The organism is Sporosarcina sp. FSL K6-1540 (assembly GCF_038620285.1).
In the GTDB taxonomy this organism is placed as follows: Bacteria; Bacillota; Bacilli; order Bacillales_A; family Planococcaceae; genus Sporosarcina; species Sporosarcina psychrophila.
Genome location: NZ_CP152018.1, coordinates 1,396,851 through 1,412,536, shown reverse-complemented (window position 1 = coordinate 1,412,536; position 15,686 = coordinate 1,396,851). Strand labels below are relative to the sequence as shown.

General features: G+C 40.4%; 16 protein-coding genes and 1 pseudogene. 10 read left to right on the top strand and 7 right to left on the bottom strand.

Annotation, left to right across the window (positions count from 1 at the left end):
* Window positions 1-35: 35 nt before the first annotated feature.
* The 3 genes from pabB to MKY15_RS06275 all read right to left on the bottom strand — a co-directional run bounded on the left by pabB (window position 36) and on the right by MKY15_RS06275 (window position 2,683).
* Window positions 36-1,589: an aminodeoxychorismate synthase component I gene (pabB, locus tag MKY15_RS06285; protein ID WP_342539274.1), complete on the bottom strand. Its 1,554-nt coding sequence runs from the start codon at window positions 1,587-1,589 to the stop codon at window positions 36-38.
* 27 nt (window positions 1,590-1,616) lie between these two features.
* A complete protein-coding gene (locus MKY15_RS06280) occupies window positions 1,617-2,210 on the bottom strand; it encodes an aminodeoxychorismate/anthranilate synthase component II (RefSeq protein WP_067213606.1) in 594 nt (197 codons plus the stop codon).
* A 134-nt stretch (window positions 2,211-2,344) separates the two neighbouring features.
* On the bottom strand, window positions 2,345-2,683 hold the full coding sequence (locus MKY15_RS06275; protein WP_067213605.1) for a helix-turn-helix domain-containing protein: 339 nt from the start codon (window positions 2,681-2,683) through the stop codon (window positions 2,345-2,347).
* A 111-nt stretch (window positions 2,684-2,794) separates the two neighbouring features.
* On the opposite strand from MKY15_RS06275, the gene MKY15_RS06270 reads away from it, so the two are divergent.
* The 3 genes from MKY15_RS06270 to MKY15_RS06260 all read left to right on the top strand — a co-directional run bounded on the left by MKY15_RS06270 (window position 2,795) and on the right by MKY15_RS06260 (window position 5,988).
* Window positions 2,795-3,640 carry a VOC family protein gene (locus MKY15_RS06270; protein WP_338654676.1) on the top strand — a complete coding sequence of 282 codons (846 nt, stop codon included), beginning with the start codon at window positions 2,795-2,797 and terminating at the stop codon, window positions 3,638-3,640.
* A 265-nt stretch (window positions 3,641-3,905) separates the two neighbouring features.
* A complete protein-coding gene (locus tag MKY15_RS06265; RefSeq protein ID WP_067213603.1) occupies window positions 3,906-4,985 on the top strand; it encodes an AI-2E family transporter in 1,080 nt (359 codons plus the stop codon).
* Window positions 4,986-5,109: 124 nt separating this feature from the next.
* Complete coding sequence (locus MKY15_RS06260) at window positions 5,110-5,988, top strand: DUF4349 domain-containing protein (protein ID WP_338654680.1); 879 nt, start codon at window positions 5,110-5,112, stop codon at window positions 5,986-5,988.
* Between the two features lie 52 nt (window positions 5,989-6,040).
* Here the strand turns inward: MKY15_RS06260 and MKY15_RS06255 are convergent, their stop codons facing one another.
* A complete protein-coding gene (locus MKY15_RS06255) occupies window positions 6,041-6,370 on the bottom strand; it encodes a CHY zinc finger protein (RefSeq protein WP_342539714.1) in 330 nt (109 codons plus the stop codon).
* An 83-nt stretch (window positions 6,371-6,453) separates the two neighbouring features.
* Here MKY15_RS06255 and MKY15_RS06250 point away from each other — a divergent pair, with 83 nt between their 5' ends.
* Window positions 6,454-6,732, top strand: a complete 279-nt coding sequence (locus MKY15_RS06250; RefSeq protein WP_342539273.1) for a hypothetical protein — start codon at window positions 6,454-6,456, stop codon at window positions 6,730-6,732.
* A 10-nt stretch (window positions 6,733-6,742) separates the two neighbouring features.
* Here the strand turns inward: MKY15_RS06250 and MKY15_RS06245 are convergent, their stop codons facing one another.
* The gene (locus MKY15_RS06245) at window positions 6,743-7,453 is read right to left on the bottom strand and encodes a hypothetical protein (protein WP_340741064.1); all 711 of its coding nucleotides are present in this window, start codon (window positions 7,451-7,453) and stop codon (window positions 6,743-6,745) included.
* Window positions 7,454-7,558: 105 nt separating this feature from the next.
* On the opposite strand from MKY15_RS06245, the gene MKY15_RS06240 reads away from it, so the two are divergent.
* The 6 genes from MKY15_RS06240 to MKY15_RS06215 all read left to right on the top strand — a co-directional run bounded on the left by MKY15_RS06240 (window position 7,559) and on the right by MKY15_RS06215 (window position 13,160).
* Window positions 7,559-8,830: an acetyl-CoA hydrolase/transferase C-terminal domain-containing protein gene (locus MKY15_RS06240; protein ID WP_342539272.1), complete on the top strand. Its 1,272-nt coding sequence runs from the start codon at window positions 7,559-7,561 to the stop codon at window positions 8,828-8,830.
* A 186-nt stretch (window positions 8,831-9,016) separates the two neighbouring features.
* Window positions 9,017-9,370 (top strand): rhodanese-like domain-containing protein, encoded by a 354-nt coding sequence (locus MKY15_RS06235; RefSeq protein WP_342539271.1) that lies wholly within the window; start codon window positions 9,017-9,019, stop codon window positions 9,368-9,370.
* A gap of 214 nt (window positions 9,371-9,584) precedes the next feature.
* Window positions 9,585-10,406 carry an ABC transporter permease gene (locus MKY15_RS06230; RefSeq protein ID WP_231885740.1) on the top strand — a complete coding sequence of 274 codons (822 nt, stop codon included), beginning with the start codon at window positions 9,585-9,587 and terminating at the stop codon, window positions 10,404-10,406.
* A gap of 4 nt (window positions 10,407-10,410) precedes the next feature.
* The gene (locus MKY15_RS06225; protein ID WP_342539270.1) at window positions 10,411-11,205 is read left to right on the top strand and encodes an ABC transporter ATP-binding protein; all 795 of its coding nucleotides are present in this window, start codon (window positions 10,411-10,413) and stop codon (window positions 11,203-11,205) included.
* Window positions 11,206-11,220: 15 nt separating this feature from the next.
* Window positions 11,221-12,327, top strand: coding sequence for an ABC transporter substrate-binding protein (locus tag MKY15_RS06220; protein ID WP_231885739.1), 1,107 nt, complete (start codon window positions 11,221-11,223; stop codon window positions 12,325-12,327).
* Between the two features lie 173 nt (window positions 12,328-12,500).
* Window positions 12,501-13,160, top strand: coding sequence for a GntR family transcriptional regulator (locus tag MKY15_RS06215; protein WP_067214098.1), 660 nt, complete (start codon window positions 12,501-12,503; stop codon window positions 13,158-13,160).
* A 64-nt stretch (window positions 13,161-13,224) separates the two neighbouring features.
* Here MKY15_RS06215 and MKY15_RS06210 read toward each other — a convergent pair whose 3' ends face one another.
* Together MKY15_RS06210 and MKY15_RS06205 are read right to left on the bottom strand one after the other, a co-directional pair.
* A complete protein-coding gene (locus tag MKY15_RS06210; RefSeq protein ID WP_342539269.1) occupies window positions 13,225-14,565 on the bottom strand; it encodes a serine hydroxymethyltransferase in 1,341 nt (446 codons plus the stop codon).
* A 149-nt stretch (window positions 14,566-14,714) separates the two neighbouring features.
* Window positions 14,715-15,678 (bottom strand): annotated as a pseudogene (locus tag MKY15_RS06205) (multidrug resistance efflux transporter family protein).
* Window positions 15,679-15,686 lie beyond the last annotated feature (8 nt).

Here is a 15,686-nt window from a genome sequence, read left to right as displayed (position 1 = left end):
TAGAAACTTTGGGAATTTGTATACGAACTGTTTCACTATAATAGCTTATTAAACAAACTATCCATATGGGGATCATTAAATGTATATAATTTTTTATCGAATTTTCCAAACTGAGAAATCGTAAGTGCTTTGACTAAAGCGCGACCTTTCAAAAGAGTTTCTTCAAATTCTCGTTCAGGATCAGATAAAATTGTGATTGCTCCACCCACACCTACAGTAGCCTGTTCGGGAGTCATTATAATCGTTCGAATGACAATATTTAAATCTGTAGTACCATTTAAGCTCAAAAATCCAATTGCTCCCGAGTAAATGCCACGAGCATTCGTCTCTAATTCGTCAATATAATCCATGGTTCGTATTTTGGGAGCTCCAGTCATCGATCCTCCAGGAAATGCTGATCGTATACAATCAATTGCTGTTAATTCCGCTCTTAACGTCCCTTTAATTGTTGAAACGAGTTGATGCACTGTTTGATAAGATTCAATAGCCATCAATTTCGGTACGTGAACACTTCCAATATCACAAACTAAACCCAAGTCATTTCGAAGAAGATCAACAATCATCAAATTTTCTGCTCTATCCTTTTCACTAGTACGCAATATTTCAGCCAATCTGAGATCGTCCTCGATATTTTTCCCACGAGCAATCGTCCCTTTAATTGGTTTAGCTTCGACCACTCGATCTTGATCAATTTTCAGGAAACGTTCAGGAGAAGAACATAGAACACTCAATTCCCCGAACTTAAGAAAGGACGAGTATGGAGCTGGATTAATATTTCTAAGAATACGATATGTTACTAATGGATTGAAATGTTCATTAATATTAATTCTATTCGTTAAGCAAACTTCATAAGTTTCACCTTCAGTAATATACTTTTTACATTCTTCTATCTTTTTTACATACTGAGCGTACGATTGACTTAATTCAAAGTAAAGTGGTGTGCGGGTATCATTGTTTGTTACTTCCACGGGTGCTATAGATGGAACGTTTTGTAGTTGCTGTTCCGTAGCGTCAAACCATTCAGAAGCGGATGTAGGGGCATTATATGGAACAATACAAACTAAATATATGCAGCGCTCTTTGTGGTCAAAGGCAATTAATCGGTCGGCTAGAATAAACAAGGCATCAGGATTTGAGGATACATGGTGTTCATTGGCACCGCATTCAGCTTTCAATTCATATCCAAAATAACCTACAAATCCGCCATTAAAATCAAACGGTAATTCATTAGAATGTTGTTGCATTTTATGGATCTCAGAATCAATATAGTTGAAAATATCTTCTGTAAGCTCAGTTTGTCCCTGTGCGTCACTAATTTGAACAAGCTGTGTTTTTGAGTCGTACTTAATCACTTTACTTAATGGTCCATTAGTTGCTCCCATAAAAGAAAAACGAGATAGGTCAGATTCGACACGACTACTATCAAGCCAAAAAGCATATGCTTCTTCAGCAAAAAAATGCTGAAAAACTTCTTCTGGTTCTACAAAATTTAATAGTTTTCTACTCAAAACCTTTACAGTGGGTAATGCAGTAGACATTTCACGAGACATGCCCCGTGGGACTATCGAAATCTCTGGGATATTTGTCAACAAGAACATCTCCTTGGAAATACTGATTTATCCATAAATAGTAGTTTTTTTATTCATTAACGAAAAATTTTCTAGTATTTGATGTCCGAATTCAGTGCAAATGGATTCAGGGTGGAACTGTACACCGCATATTGGTTTTTCAGTATGCTGCAAGCCCATTATAATTCCATCAGCAGTCCATGCTGTTTTTTGTAAACAAGTAGGTAAATCATCCTCGACAATAAGTGAATGATAGCGAACTACTTCGAATTCTTGGGGTACTCCCTTAAATAACTCAGAATCGTTATGAAAGACTTTACTTATTCTTCCATGCATTGGCGTAGGTGCTTTCACAACTTTTGCGCCAAAAGTATGGGCGAATCCCTGATGACCTAAGCAGACCCCTAAAATTGGCACTTCTGATAGGCGTAAAACATCTCGACAAACACCAAAATCTTTTTCTTTCGTTGGTGTTCCTGGTCCTGGAGAAATAATCACATTATCAAACGAAATGGATTGTAATTCGTTCCATGAATATTGATCATTCCGAACTACTATGGGTAGTTCTTCGTTTATAGAGGCAATGAGTTGATAAAGATTGAATGTATATGAATCGTAGTTGTCGATTAGCAGCGTCCTCATAACTCCCACTCCTTCTAGTACAATAGAACATCTATTTATAGAGTATACATTTTCATTTAGTTGAAACTACTCTTTCTATAATCGAGGGGTTTAGGAATACGAAAGTCGGATGAGTGTGAAAAACATGTGAATTCTTATGCTTTTTCATTAGGAGAAACTGCTTCACGCTCAATCCACTTCTGTGACCAATTCTCAATTTCTTTCATAATAGGCGTAAGAGACATTCCTTTTTCAGTTAATGAATACTCAATTCGCACAGGTGTTTCAGGGTAAACGTGGCGGATGACAAAGCCTTGCTGATCAAGATCTTTTAAACGTTCTGAAAGTGTTTTTCCACTGACACCAAGTTTGTCAGTCATTGTGCAAAAGCGCTGTGGTCCTGCCATTAATTGATACAAAATAAGGGCGGTCCAGCGTTGGCTTAGAATAGATACGGCCTTCTCGAAACGCGGGCAAAGTTCAAATTCATTCATATCATTGAAGCTCCTTTCGCCGAACATAATGTGTTGACAACTGTCATTATAACATATAAAGTTAGTTACATAAAGTAATTAACTTACTATTATCGATAAGGGGGAATGAAAATGAATTTTCATACAGTACCGCATACGTATACAGGGGAAGTACATCTCAACGTTTTGGACATAAATAGAGCTGTCCAATTTTATAAAGAGGTAATTGGATTTAAAGTACTTGAAGAAGCCGCGGCTAAAGTTGTCCTGACAGCAGATGGCAAGACGCCTTTACTGATTATTGAACAACCGGAAAATGTTATGCCGAAAGAGGCGCATAAATCTGGATTGTATCATTTTGCATTATTGTTGCCGAAGAGAGCCGATTTAGGGGCAATTATTAAACATTTCATCCAACAGAATGTACGAATTGGGGCTGCGGATCACCTTGTGAGCGAGGCGCTCTATTTGTCAGATCCGGATGGCAACGGAATTGAAATTTATATAGATCGTGATCCTGCTGTTTGGAGTTGGGACAATGGAAAAGTTGCAATGAGTACAGATGCGCTTGACGGAGAAAGTATTATTGCAGAAAGTGGGGAGCAGACGTGGGATGGACTTCCTGTCGGAACGGTTATGGGCCATGTACATTTACATGTAGCCAATTTGCCTGAATCGGAAACATTCTACAATGCACTCGGCTTCGAAGTCGTTACGGACTATCCGCAAGCATTATTCATGTCTAACGGGAAGTATCATCATCATATTGGCTTGAATACATGGAATGGCGAAGGTGTATCACGTCCAACTGTGGGAAGTGTCGGACTTCAATCTTACACGCTTATTTATCCGAATGAGGCTACATTGAAAGAAGCGATTACGAAAGTGGAAGCATTAGATGGAAAAGTGGAATTGAATGGTAGTGGATTTGTAACGGTGGATCCTTCCGGTATTCAAATTAATCTTAGAGTCGGGTGATTTTTTCCATCACCAGTGTGTAAATGGGCTGTCCGAATTGGGCAGTCTTTTTTCACTTGTGGGTCTTTGGGTATAGGTGAAACAGATAGTATCCAAATTGTAGTATGGAAGTATAAGTGGCGGTACTGGTTTAAAAGCTTGGACTTTTTTTGAAGGACCATATGTTTATCATTTCGTAAGGAAAAGTTGAAACTTTCTTCGACGCCAAGCGTATAACAACGTATACTTAAAATAACAATACATAATTGAAAAGGAAGTGGGATATGTGACGAAAAAGTTATGGTTTCAAGTAGGTGTTGGAATACTGCTTGCTATGCTAATTATTAAATACTTTATAGAGATTCAAGGGATTTTTTCGCCTTTAGTAATCATAGCAAAGGCAATATTCATACCATTATTACTTGGCGGAGTTCTATATTATATTACGGAACCGGTTCAACGTTTTCTGGAAAAACGTAAAGTACCAAGGTGGGGAAGCATTCTTTCGGTTATAGCGATTCTCGTAGCAGTCGTTTGGATATTCGTAGCAATTATTGCTCCTCCAGTAACGAATCAAATTAATAAATTAGTCGAAAATACGCCTACTATCGCCCAAGAAATAAATGACTTGACATACACATTACTTCAACAAAAAAGTGATTTACCACCAAAACTTGAAGATTCAATTGATAGTGCGGTTGAATCACTTCAATCCATAGCGGTTAATTTTGGGAAATGGGTTGTTCAATTTTTACAATCCTTCTTTCAAGCAATGTTCCTGCTTATATTAGTCCCGTTTTTCTTCATTTTCATCCTGAAAGATCATGAAAAGTTTGCTCCGTTCATATACAATTTCTTTTCGGGAAAACGTCGGGAATGGATCAAAAAGACCTTACATGATATCGATACTGTACTCCGTTCTTATATCCAAGGGCAGTTGTTAATCAGTTTTCTATTAGCAATTCTGTTGTTTGCAGGTTATATGATTATTGGACTGGAGTATGCACTGTTATTAGCCATTTTTGGATTGTTCATGAACCTCATTCCTTTCATTGGCCCATGGATTTCAGCTGTTCCTGCAATCATCATCGGTTTTATACAGGATCCGAAGATTGGTATTTTAGCTGCAGTCGTAATGGTGATCGCCCAGCAAGTTGAAAGTAATCTTATTACACCAAATGTAATGGGTAAATCACTGGATATTCATCCACTTACAGTCATTACTGTTATATTGGCAGCAGGTAATATTGCAGGTTTTCTCGGTATTATCGTTGCTGTTCCGGCGTATGCAGTTGGTAAAGCCATCGTTAAGAATATTTATGCAAGGCGGAAGGAAATCAAAAGCGCTGCGACGAAGACTGTTTAAAAAAGAAATAGAAGACTAAAAAAACGCTAGATAAAATCTAGCGTTTTTTCATACCGTTTAATTGGAAGATGTAACCTTTTTTGGATTACACCGTCTCATTGATTAAATAGATAGGGGGGATTCTATGAAGCGAAATGTGTTTTTGGCTCTACTATTATCAGGCTTACTTGTATTTATGGCGTCCTGCAGTTCAAGCGAATCAAAGAAAGACATTCAGATGGAGAGCTCATCAACATCGCAAGATACGGCAACTACAGAGCAAGAGAATAAAGCTGAAACAGAAGAGTTAGCCAACGAACAATCTAAAGTGATCCCAACGAATAGGAAAATCATCCACAGGGCGGAATTACAGCTCAATGTGAAAAAACTTGAAAATACTCAGCTTATAATAGAGAAAAAGGTGAGTGACTATGGAGGTTATATCGTTGAATCGAATGTGCATCGGGAAAGCGAGGAAAGTATAAGTGCTCGGCTCACTGTTCGAATCCCAGAGCAGCACTTTCAAAAGTTTTTAACGGATGCCGAAGGGGAAGCGGCTGAAGTTTTGAATCGTAATGTGACCGGGGAAGATGTAACCGAACAATATATTGATCTAGAGTCCAGGGTGAAATCAAAACGAACAGTAGAGGAAAGGCTGCTCGAGTTTATGGGGAAGGCAGAAAAAACAGAGGATTTATTGAAAATATCGTCTGATTTATCCAAAGTCCAAGAGGATATCGAATTAATTGTAGGAAAGATGAAGTATCTAGAAAATCAGACGTCATTTTCTACTATTGAAATAACAATGTATGAAAATAGTGTTATTGTTCCAGGACTAGACAGTAAAAATTTAGACACGTGGGATAAAACTAAAAAACAACTTGCTACAAGTACAAATTTTATCTTTGCGACGGGTTCAGGCCTGATTGTCTTTTTCATCGGAAACTTACCAGTACTTCTACTTCTACTACTCGTAGGTATAGGGATTTATTTTGGCGTTAATAGAATGAAAAAACCTAAATAGGTTATCAAATATAACAAAAGCAGCATGTTTCAAATGCTGCTTTTTTCCTGTTTTAAGTTTGGAAATAAAGATTTTTATGTAAACTACATCCGGGATTAAACAGTGCTGAACAAGTAAGGCACTTCGATCCACAGGTCAAATACTCCGAAACAGTTAGTTCATAACCACATGCTCCACAAAGAACTGCTTTTTTACCAAACATCTCAGTTGGCCAAACGTCAGGATTGCCACAACCGTCTTCTTCATGACATTCATAGCAGGGATAGTAGGTGCCACAACAATAAAACTTTATCGCAATCAAGTCGATTTCGGAATGATAATGTGCACACCGAGTTTCTTCATCAAGAACTTTTCCTCGAACTGTATGGCCTTTGATTTGCATGTTCAATTCCTGCCCTTCATCTTCAAAAAGTGTATTGAATTATAAGTGTTGTGGGAAGGCTAATGTGAAAAAGGATTGATTTCATGTGGAATGAGTTCCCGATTATCCAAACAAACGTCTGGGATGCTTTTTGGGCAATACCCGCTATTCTTCTAGGAATATTCCTGTTGAAACTTTTATTTAAACTCCCTGAAAGTTGGTTTTCAACCGCGGCAACAATTATTGGACTTATCTTGTCTATTTTCATCAGTCATCCAGGTAACTTACCCGCGGGTATCTTCATGGGTTTTTTCTATGGTGGAGCGGTCAGTGGAACTATTTATTCGATGAAGATCTGGTACAATAGCTATCGCAAAAAGTAACTGAATCATGTTATTTCAATGGACAAAATCCACACTGCATGAGACCGGGTACATCCTTTGAGAAACAACATGTGGTACGGACTTCTGTATTCAAAAGTGCGGACGGCTCGCATCCTTTTAAGTAGGTGGCAAATAAAGAACGAGGTGCGATTCCTTCCCAAAGCGTGTCGTCTTTCAATATGTTGAGGTCCGCGCGTGCTTCTACGGAGGTACCTGGGTTTGCCAAAAGAACATGGTACTGCCAAAGGAGAAAACCAAAGATATTTTCCCATAACGTCAATGGAGAAATAGATGTGACGGTGCGGATTTGTCGGATGACAGCTCCGCATTCATCCTGCAGAATCCGCTTAATGACATCTCGCCGTTCCGCGTCTTCTACATATCGCCAATCCTTCGCGGATGCAAACGTACTAACAGCCAGTTTTCCGTATTCTTCTTTTGCACCAAAATGAAGTTGTTCATTGTTTCCATCCCATACTTCATCGTATGCCGCCAGGTTATAAAATTGCATCGCGGTAAACATACCGAAACGGCGCATGAAATACGATGCTGCTACAGTTCGGTTGGGGCTTCCGCTCACTGCTTGGACGACATTTAGTATATCTTCCGTTTTTTGACTATCGAGTAGCATTTTCAATGTGAATAAATTCCGTTCGGGCGAATCTACATAAATGCTGTACATATTCAGTTGTCTGAGCTGGTCCGTGGTTAAGTTTGTCATAGATCGATTATAGCGTTCTTACTAGTCAATCATCAAGTTGAGCAAGCGCTCAGTCTGCTGTATACTAATTGAATAGGCGGACTTTTATAGGAGTGAAAAAACGACGTGGAAAAACGATTGAGTGCAGAAGAGTTTATTGATTTGATTGACGTAGAGGCTGATATTATTATCCCGATTGCCAATGGGGAACCTCATCGTCTACTTGATATATTGGAAGAGAACCATTCGGAATTACAGAACGTTAAGATTCATCAAATGCTGGCTCTTCGGGAGCGGGATTATATAATAGGTAAAATGAAAGGTCATCTTTCACATGTCTCCTACTTTTTAAGTGGTGCAACACGGAAGGCTTATCAAGAGGGCAAAATAGAATTAGTTCCCAACGTTTTCCATGAAGTCCCGCGCATGTTGAAAAAAGTTACGAACATGTCGATGATAATCACAGTTGCTTCTCCAATGGATGAACACGGTTATTTTTCATTGGGCACACAGGCAGACTATATTTCCGAATTCATTGGTCATGTTCCGTTTGTCTTGGAAGTGAATAAGCATATGCCACGTACATACGGTGAAAACCAAATTCATATTAGCCAAGTTGCGGGATACATTGAAAATGATGCGCCTTTATCAGAAGAAAGCTCTCCATTAATTGGTGAGAAAGATCTTAAAATTGCTGAATTTGTAACGAATGTTATTGAAAATGGGGATTCACTCCAAATTGGTATTGGAGCCATTCCGAATGCGGTTATGAGCATGTTGAAAGACCACCGTCATCTTGGTATCCACACTGAAATGCTGACAGACGGAATCGTTGACCTTGTGCAAGCAGGAGCTATCGATGGGACACAGAAATTCACTCATAAAGGGAAGATTGTCGCGACATTTGCATTCGGATCACAGCGTTTGTACGATTTCCTCCATGAAAACCCTGCGGTTGAATTTTTACCTGTGAGTATGGTGAATGATCCACGTGAGATTGCGAAAGAAGAAAGAATTGTATCCATTAATGCGACGACGGAAGTTGACCTTTATGGACAATGTGCTTCCGAGACAATTGGAGGACGCTATTATTCATCAACCGGTGGACAAGCAGATTTTGCACGCGGGGCACTTTTTGCAAAGCATGGTAAAGGGTTCATCTGCATGCATTCAACAGTGAAAAATGACACCATTTCGCGCATTAAACTGCAATTGTCGCCAGGTTCTGTCGTAACGACGTCGAAAAATGACGTCGACAACATCGTCACGGAATACGGCATCGCAAGTCTGTATGGCAAATCGTTATCTGAACGTGCAAAAGCGCTTATCGACATTGCCCATCCGGCGTTCCGGGAAGAGTTAGTGTTTGAGGCGAAGAAGAACGGCATACTTTATTAATAGTGAAGCAGCGCCTTTTACAGGGAGCGCTGTTTTTTTATTGTATATAAGTTGAACAAATGAATACCTATATTAATTGGGCGAAGGGACCTTACAAGGGGTAGACGAAGCGGATTTATTGCCTTATTAATACCCCTGGTAGTATATTTGGAATTGAAGTTATAGGAAGACTAGGAGGAAAATCGTATGGAATGGCTTTTTATTTTACTAATCGTTGGATTTTTTGTCTGGCGAATGATGCCCGCTAAAGGTGTACGTTCCGTTTCGACGGAGGACTTAATGGGGATGCTGAAAAATAAATCGGTGCAGTTCATTGATGTACGGACACCGGGGGAATATAAAGGACGGCATATTAAAGAATTTAAAAATATCCCGTTGAATACATTGAAATCGCAGTTGGCTAGCCTAGACAAATCGAAAGAAATCGTCGTTATTTGTCAAAGTGGCATGCGGAGTGGACAAGCAGCGAAAATCTTGAAGAAAGCCAGTTTCAAGGATGTTTCTAACGTTACAGGCGGTATGAGTGCTTGGCGTGGATAAATAGGGTTGGATATCATCCATGGGGGATTATTGCTCCATGGATTTTTTGTTGTCTAGGAAATTATAAAATCTCGTACTTAGGATAAGTTGTGAAGTTGAGAATTTACGTCTTGACTCCAGCGCTTTTCTTATGGAAAGATGCTCGTTTATCAGCATATGCCCAACACACATTTTTAGGCAGATACATACTATTTGAATGAAGAGGTGGTGGACGTTGAAGAGAGATGATAAGGCTGTCCGATACGATCCGTTTGAAATCGAACAGCGTGAATGGAAACAAAGACAAACGAAAGAACGGTTAAAACAGCTGTTGACGATTGCCTCGCCCCTATTCCTGCTCTTTATGTGGGAATTCTTGTCGAGAACGGGAATGATTGATATCCGCTTCTTTCCGCCTCCATCTGCAATTGTGGGGACATTTTTCGGAATGATTTCAAGTGGTGAAATGGCGGGTCATATCGGCGTTTCATTGTACAGGATTCTTGTCGGATTTTTGCTAGGCGTCATACCCGGAATCATCATCGGTTTGTTAATGGGGCTTTATACGCCAATTCGACATTTTGTTTCGCCAATTGTCATGGCGCTCATGCCGATTCCTACACTTGCTTTGCTTCCAATCATTATTATTATTTTTGGAATTGGTGATTTATCGAAAGTTGTAACAATTGCTGGGAGTGTTTTTTTTCCTGTTGTCATTAATACGGCAGCTGGAGTCATTAATATCGATTCAATCTATTTGGATGTGGCAAAAAATTATGGAGCTAGTAAACTAGACTTTTTTACGAAAATTGCTTTGCCCGGTGCGATGCCGGTTATGTTGGAAGGGATTCAGATGGGGCAGGCGATTGCGCTTCTGACAATTGTCGCTGCGGAAATGATGGGTGCTACATCAGGGATTGGCTATCTAATCTGGGTTTCGTACAAAGCGTTCTTACTGCAAGAAATGTACGTTGGGCTCATCCTCATTTCGTTTTTCGGTTATCTGTTCTCGCTATTGCTACGAGGAATTCAGAAAAAGATGTTACCGTGGAGGTGAGTAGATGAGTAGGAAAGCAAAAATCATCATTCGTAATTTAACAAAGGCATTTTATAAAAAACAAGGCAGTGTTACGGCGCTAGACGATATTAATGTAACAATCAATGATGGGGAATTCGTTTGTATTGTTGGACCGAGTGGTTGCGGTAAATCAACGTTACTTCGAATCTTGGCAGGGCTTGAAACCCCGAGTATTGGTGAGTTTACGATTGCAACCGCGACGGATGGAGAGGATCGACCATTGCAATCGATGGTGTTTCAGGAAAAGGGTATCATTCCATGGCTCACTGTCGAGAAGAATGTAGCGTTCGGACTCAAAATGCGTCATTTGCCGAAAAAACTTATAAAAGAGCGTACTACGTATTATTTGAAAAAGACCGGTCTAGAAAAATTTTCAACCCTTTATCCGAAAGAGCTATCAGGGGGCATGAAACAACGGGTGAGTATTGCGCGTGCATTTGCCAATGATCCGGAGATCCTGTTGATGGATGAACCGTTTGGTGCACTTGATGAGCAAAATAAATTTATCTTGCAGGAAGAGTTGCTGTCGATTTGGTCGGAAACGGGGAAGACGATTCTATTCATTACCCATAGTATTGATGAAGCGTTATTGCTAAGTGATCGTATTTTACTGATGAGTTCGCAGCCGGGTAAAATTATTCAAGAAATTATTGTCGATATGCCACGTCCGCGCAAAATTGAAGACATACGAGAAAACTCAGTTATGGCAGGGCAATTCGTGGAAATATGGAAGCACTTGCAGGAAGAAGTACAGCGTTCAAGACGAGAAGATGGATAGAAAGGGAGAGGTTCGATGGCAAAGTGGATGAAAAACGGATGGTTGTTGTCGTTATTCGCGATAGCGCTAATCGTTGGTGCCTGTTCTCCTAAAGAGACGGCGAAACCGGTAGTAGAAGATGAAAAACCTGAAGAAGTAGCTACAGTTAATCCTTCTGGTGATTTGGCACCGCTTGAAAAACGTGAAAAAGTTGTCATAGCGGAAGATGGGGCGGCCTCTGGTGCAGGTTTCTATATTGCAAAAGAGAGAGGATACTTTGAAGACTATAATATCGAAGTAGAATTTGCTCAGTTTGCAAACAGTGATGACATGCTTCCGGCATTAGCGGCTGGCGAGGTGGATATTGCGGGAGGCGTTTCGACTGCATCTTTCTTCAACGCGATTGCACAGGGAATTGACGTGAAAATTATTGCAGATAAAGGACATAACGTGCCAGGGAAGTCGTATTTTACTCTCGTCATAGGTAATCATATGGTTGACGTAATAAAAGACTATAAAGATTTAAAAGGCAAGAAAATTGCAGTGTCATCACTTAACTCAATTGATTGGTATATCTACGATGAAATGCTTAAATACGCTGGATTAACCGAAGATGACGTTGAATTTGTCCTTATGGGTGATTTTGGTAGTATGCTTGGCGCAATTAGCAGTGGAACAATCGATGCTGCCGTAAATATCGAACCGCTTATCACACAAGGTGTTGAAAAAGGGTTCCACGTCCGATTTGGGGATGCAACTGATTATGCGCCGGAATCTCAAATTGCATTGGTTCTTGGATCACCAGACTTCATGAATAAAGAACAAGATGTTTCGTTACGCTTCATGGCGGCTTATTTGAAAGGCGTCCGCGATTACAACGATGCGTTTATCAAAAATGAGGGAAAAGATGAAATTATCGACATCATGACGAAGCATACAGCATTAAAAGACCCGGCTCTTTGGGAGAAAGTGAACGTCACTGGCCTTGATCCTGATGGCAAGATGTTCATCGATGATATTAAAAAGCAATATGATGCGTACAAAGCAAATGGTGCTATCCGCGGTGATATTGATTTTGATAAAGCGATAGATACCTCGGTAACGGAAAAAGCGGTCGAGACGATTGGAGAATATGTACGGTAATTAGGTTTGCTGAATCGTTAGCAAATATGGAATAGCTCACAACTTCATTGGTTGCGGGCTATTTCTTTTTCACGAATGTAAGTCTTGAAACGATGTGGTTTTTATAGATGCTTGGGAGGGCGTAAACGCAACCTTAGTTTGTCAGTTAATTTAAAATGCGATATACTGGTTTTATGGAAAAAAATAATATAAAACAAATTATTCGACCGACATTAAAAGACCAAATATACGAGTCGCTCAAAAATGCAATTGTCAATTTAGAATTGCAACCAGGACAGCGATTGAATGACAATAAACTTGCGGAACAATTTGCAGTAAGTAGGACTCCGGTGAGAGAGGCATTGAAACGACTGGAAGATGAAGGACTCGTCGAAGCATTCCCGGGCTCTTCGACGCGTGTGACGGAATTGGTTGAAGAGGAAGCAAAACACGCATTTACCGTTGTAGCTGCGCTTCATGCTTTAGCTACAAAATTGGCAGTGCCGAAGATGACGGATATAGACTTTGCAAAGTTGGAGAAAATTAACCACTCATTAGCCGAAGCGCTTGACAGTAAAGATAGTAACCGAGCAATTAATGCTGATGAGCATTTCCACCAAGTTTTTCTTGCGGTTGCGGGCAATATTGAAATTGACAAAGCTCTTGAAAGAATTGTGCCGAAAATTCATCGGCTAACGTTAAAAAAGTTTGATTCGGTGGATAGTTGGACTTCAATCAATCAGCATGAAGAAATTATTACTGCTTGTAAAAAGGCCGACAAAGAAAAAGCCGCACATCTTGTTGAAGATAATTGGCTTACCCTTGGTCGACTACTTTCCGAAGTTGAAAGTTAATTATATAATATAAAAAAGGCGTTACAACAATTCAAGCATTGTTGTAACGCTTTTTTATATTGATTCATTCGAAGCAGTAATGAAGTTTTTTGAATGATTTACGCATTTCAAGTGCTTCTTTCTTGGCAACGTCCAAGTCTTTATTCGATATGAGAATATCGGCGATCAGATTTGCAATCGTCGCCATGTCCTTTTCTTTCATGCCTAATCGTGTCACTTCGATTGTTCCGATTCTGAGTCCGCTCGGCCGATCCCAATCTTCAGTACGATCACTTGGAATTAAGTTCTTATTCGTAATGATGTTTGCCTTCGCAAGTTCATGCCCAACATGAAGACCCCCACCAAATTCTTTCACATCCAGAATCACTTGATGCGTTTCAGTGAATCCTTTATGTGCACCAAGTACAGTGATTCCACGGTCGTGGAATGCTTGACCTAGCGCTTTTGCGTTTTTAACGATTTGTTCCATGTATGCTTCTCCAAACTCCAAGAACTCGGCTGCAGATGCAGCAAGAGCAGCTACACGATTCACTTGATGAGTCGCGGCAAGGGTAGGGAATATAGCATCTGTTAGTGGTTTTGTCAGTTCAGGATCATTCCAAACGATAATTCCACTTTGAGGTCCGCTGAATGTTTTCCCCGCTGACCCAGTCATCACGCTTGCTCCTTCTTTTAAAGGATCTTGGAATTGTCCTCCGCCGATTAATCCGAGTTGGTGGGCGCCGTCAAAGAATATCTTCCCACCCCACTCTTTCACGATTTCGGACATTTCTTTAATCGGAAATGGGAATAGTGTCATTGACGCTCCAAGTGTTACAAGCTTTGGTTTTAATTCCTTTGCAACTCGTTCGAATTCTTTTAAATCAACGGTGAGTTCTTCTGTATTCATAGGAATATCAGCGATCTTCAATCCACGAATTCCGGCAGGTCCATCATGTCTGTTACTAGAATGTCCGCCTAATGGCTGTGCAATCGTCATGATTTGATCCCCAGGTTCGGTCAGAGCTGCATAAACGGCCATATTTCCAATCATACTTGCAACTAGACGATGATCCGCATAATTCGATTTGAATACTTTTTTCAATAACTCTACGCAAAGAGCTTCAATTTCGTCAATATGCTTCGTACCGGCAAACCATCTTTGTTCGGGTCCGATATGACCTTCTGCTGCACGGGTACCGACTTCAGACGCTAGTAAATCACGTACGGTTTGACTTGTAGGAGCTTCGGGGGCTAATAAATTCAAGCACTCCTCTCCCCGCCAAACAGCATTTCTTTCCACTGCGTCTATAACTTCTTGTTGTATTTGAGCGGAAGTATTATTTTCAATGATACTTTTTGCCTTATTCAATGCGGTGACGTCATGGACTTGGAAATCTTGTTTAATAGGTGTAGTTGTGTTCATACTCAAAATCCTCCCTTTTCATAGTAAAGTGAACTTGTAAACCAATATATCAGTTCGGGAAACGAGAGTCAACTAGATATTAGAATAGTTTGATTATTTACGAAAGAAAAATGACCTCCAATCCAAATGGAGGTCATCTTAACTTATTATCAGTGTACTTTTAATTGTTTCTTTCTACCAAGTGCAGTTTGGAAACTATGTAATCCCATACCAACAATAATTACTGCGATCCCAAAGAGTGAAAGGGCACCAGGGAGTGCAATGCCGAGAATCAGCATTTCGCCCAGCATAACAAAAATAAGCTGTGTGGACTGTGTTGCTTCTACAGCGGCGAGTTTTCCCTGATCTCCCCGTACGCGGTCAGTGGCCATGAAAAACAAAGTTGTAGCAATGACGCCAGAACTGACACCAACGATGAAAGACTGGCCTAACTGGCTCATAGAAGGGGGACCGACCGTCCATAACGCATAGATGGAAAACCCAATCCAGACTGGAATTGTCATAAGCGTCATACCGAGCACACGTTGAAACGTATCAAGCCTGCCGCCAAGAAGCTCCATCATTTTGCGGTTACCAAGCGGGTAGGCAAATGCTGCTAAAACAACTGGAATGATACCGAGCAGCAACGTACGTGGTTCAACACTTTGTGCGTGCGGAATTTGGATAAGTACGACACCGGCAAAAATAATAAGTGTAATTCCAAGTGAGACAAGCGGGATCTTTTGTCGAATCTTTTTTTCGCCATCCGAGGTTTTCACAATCAACGTAAAGAAAGGGGCGAGCAGGACGCCCGCCACAATTGTCAATTGCCAAGTACCGGCAAGAAGCCATCCCGGACTGTAAGCTGCCGCGTATGTAAGTGGTGCGTAGAATAAGACAAAGGCCGTTACGCTCCAAATGAAAAACGGGGCGGGTTTATGGACGAATTCCTTCTTCACGTCACCAAGTCCTTTGCGGTAAGCGACGATAGCGAATAAAAAAGGTATCATAAATAAATAGCGTAAGGAAGCACTCCAAAGCCAACTTCCCCCCGACAGTTCCATAGATCTGTTCAAAATGAAGGTCACTGCGAAAAAAAACGGAGGAAAGGACACCAATCCAAATTTCTTTCATAAGCTACC

Excerpts from the sequence above, each read along its gene's own strand:
- MKY15_RS06280 (WP_067213606.1), bottom strand. The coding sequence starts at position 2,210 with ATGAGGACGCTGCTAATCGACAACTACGATTCATATACATTCAATCTT.
- MKY15_RS06275 (WP_067213605.1), bottom strand. The coding sequence starts at position 2,683 with ATGAATGAATTTGAACTTTGCCCGCGTTTCGAGAAGGCCGTATCTATT.
- MKY15_RS06270 (WP_338654676.1), top strand. The coding sequence starts at position 2,795 with ATGAATTTTCATACAGTACCGCATACGTATACAGGGGAAGTACATCTC.
- MKY15_RS06260 (WP_338654680.1), top strand. The coding sequence starts at position 5,110 with ATGAAGCGAAATGTGTTTTTGGCTCTACTATTATCAGGCTTACTTGTA.
- MKY15_RS06255 (WP_342539714.1), bottom strand. The coding sequence starts at position 6,370 with ATGCAAATCAAAGGCCATACAGTTCGAGGAAAAGTTCTTGATGAAGAA.
- MKY15_RS06250 (WP_342539273.1), top strand. The coding sequence starts at position 6,454 with ATGTGGAATGAGTTCCCGATTATCCAAACAAACGTCTGGGATGCTTTT.
- MKY15_RS06245 (WP_340741064.1), bottom strand. The coding sequence starts at position 7,453 with ATGACAAACTTAACCACGGACCAGCTCAGACAACTGAATATGTACAGC.
- MKY15_RS06235 (WP_342539271.1), top strand. The coding sequence starts at position 9,017 with ATGGAATGGCTTTTTATTTTACTAATCGTTGGATTTTTTGTCTGGCGA.
- MKY15_RS06225 (WP_342539270.1), top strand. The coding sequence starts at position 10,411 with ATGAGTAGGAAAGCAAAAATCATCATTCGTAATTTAACAAAGGCATTT.
- MKY15_RS06220 (WP_231885739.1), top strand. The coding sequence starts at position 11,221 with ATGGCAAAGTGGATGAAAAACGGATGGTTGTTGTCGTTATTCGCGATA.
- MKY15_RS06215 (WP_067214098.1), top strand. The coding sequence starts at position 12,501 with ATGGAAAAAAATAATATAAAACAAATTATTCGACCGACATTAAAAGAC.
- MKY15_RS06210 (WP_342539269.1), bottom strand. The coding sequence starts at position 14,565 with ATGAACACAACTACACCTATTAAACAAGATTTCCAAGTCCATGACGTC.